The organism is Bartonella sp. AA9NXGY, assembly GCF_042196845.1.
Lineage (GTDB): Bacteria > Pseudomonadota > Alphaproteobacteria > Rhizobiales > Rhizobiaceae > Bartonella.
Genome location: NZ_JBHIRB010000063.1, coordinates 1 through 2,249 on the forward strand (window position 1 = coordinate 1; position 2,249 = coordinate 2,249).

The 2,249-nt window shown below is 38.2% G+C and carries 2 protein-coding genes; both read left to right on the top strand.

Going from position 1 to position 2,249, the window contains the following annotated elements:
• Positions 1-116: 116 nt before the first annotated feature.
• Positions 117-1,592 carry a replicative DNA helicase gene (locus ACFIM6_RS09740; protein WP_375612656.1) on the top strand — a complete coding sequence of 492 codons (1,476 nt, stop codon included), beginning with the start codon at positions 117-119 and terminating at the stop codon, positions 1,590-1,592.
• A gap of 85 nt (positions 1,593-1,677) precedes the next feature.
• Positions 1,678-2,118, top strand: coding sequence for a single-stranded DNA-binding protein (ssb, locus tag ACFIM6_RS09745; RefSeq protein WP_375612657.1), 441 nt, complete (start codon positions 1,678-1,680; stop codon positions 2,116-2,118).
• Positions 2,119-2,249 lie beyond the last annotated feature (131 nt).

The following is a 2,249-nucleotide window of genomic DNA, read 5'->3' on the forward strand; positions in this document are numbered from 1 at the left end:
TCTCTTTATTGCACAAAACGTATCAAAAAGCAAGCTGTTAAGTAAAATAAAAATGGGATTCACACTGTAGATTCAGTGATTTATAATTATCATTTATCAAATCAATTTAAATCATAATGAATAAAATGAACGCTGTTAATTTACCTTCTTTTCAAACAGAAGAACAATCTTCTTTTCGTCAACTGCCCCATAATATTGAAGCAGAGAAAGCTTTGCTGGGTGCTATCATTATCAATAATAATGCTCTTGATAGCGTTTCTGATTTTTTAAAAGCAGAGCACTTTTTTGAACCGTTGCATCAAAAGCTTTTTGATATCATTTCACAAATTATTCAAAATGGAAAAGTTGCAGATCCCATTACTATTAAGCCCTTTGTTGAAAATGATGTGAAAATTGGTGACATCACTGTATATAATTACGTGGTGCGTTTAGCTACCGAGGCAGTCACAATCATTAATACTAAAGATTATGGGAGCGTCATTTATGATCTGTTTATCCGACGCTCTTTAATTAACCTTGGCACTCAAGTTGTGAATAGAGCTTATGATGTTTCTGTAGAACTTACAACATCACAACAAATTGAAACTGTTGAAAATCAGTTGTTTGAATTGGCAGAAAAGGGAAAATACGGGGGTGGGTTTGAAAATTTTGATACAGCCATTGCAAAAGCACTTAACATGGCAAGTGCTGCGAAAAAGCGTTCCTCAAGGCTCTCAGGGATAGCTACCCATATCAAAACACTTGATGAGAAAATGGGGGGATTACAAGCATCTGATTTGATTATCCTTGCGGGGCGCCCTGGGATGGGGAAGACCTCACTGGCGACCAATATTGCTTTTAATATTGCCAATGCTTGCAAGCGTCATGATAACAGCCAAGCCAATGAAGGGGGTATTGTTGGTTTCTTTTCACTTGAGATGTCAACTGAACAGCTTGCAACTCGTATTATCTCAGAGCAAATAAAGGTTTCTTCTTCTGATATGCGCCGTGGTAATATCTCAGAAGAGCAATTTGCAAAAATTATTCACGCAATGCGTTCCTTACAAACAATCCCTCTTTATATTGATCAAACGGGTGGGGTGTCTATTGCACAATTGTCCGCTCGTGCAAGGCGTCTTAAACGACAACATGGTCTAGATGTCTTGATTATCGATTATATCCAACTCATGACAAGCGGTTCAAAACGTTCATTAGAAAATCGCGTTCAAGAAATTACAGCCATTACCACCGGATTAAAAGCACTTGCAAAAGAACTCAATATTCCCATCATTGCTCTGTCACAACTTTCGCGTCAAGTTGAAAACCGAACCGATAAACGTCCACAACTCTCCGATTTACGTGAATCTGGTTCAATTGAGCAAGATGCCGACATTGTGCTGTTTGTTTATCGTGAAGAATACTATCTCAAAAATGAAGAACCAAAAGAAGGCACTGCTGAGTATAGCAAGTGGCAAGAGGCAATGGAGCAAGCCAAGGGTAAAGCCGAGGTTATTATAGCAAAACAACGCCATGGTCCGACAGGAATCGTTCCCCTTGCCTTTCAATCCGATTTTACACGCTTTAGTGATTTAGAACATAATGTAACACTTTAAATAATTGTTATTAGACAACTGAAAACATTGTAAAAACACATAAAACATGTTATGATCTTTACATCATTTAATGGGACTTACAAACATGCTTAATAAAGTGATTTTAATTGGCTATTTAGGTGCTAATCCAGAAAGCAAAACAATGTCATCTGGCATCGAGGTGGTCAATTTTCGAATGGCAACGTCTGAGAGCTATACAGACAAGGCAACCAATAAAAGAATAGACAAAACCGAATGGCATTCCATTGTGGTGTTTAATCCACACTTGGCAAAAGTAGCACTCCAGTATCTGAATAAAGGCAGCAAAGTTTATATCGAGGGGCGACTACAAACCCGTAAATGGCAAGATAAAAACGGTGTTGATCGCTATGTAACAGAAGTCATATTGCCTCAGTACAAAGGCGAGTTAAAGCTTTTAGATGGCAAAAATGATGATAATCAAGATCAGTCATCTGCTTATGACAGAAGCATTTACAGACCTCTTGATACGCCCCATACCGTTATGAATGACAGTGTTCCTTTTTAAATAAAAGGCGGTGTTATGAAAAAAAATAAAAAAAGGGGACGCCCTAAAATAGCAGGGCAGGTAAGAGAACCAAACGGACGTATATCACGTGCAAAAGCACCGCGTGAAGCCGTTGATAAATTGGCAATAGA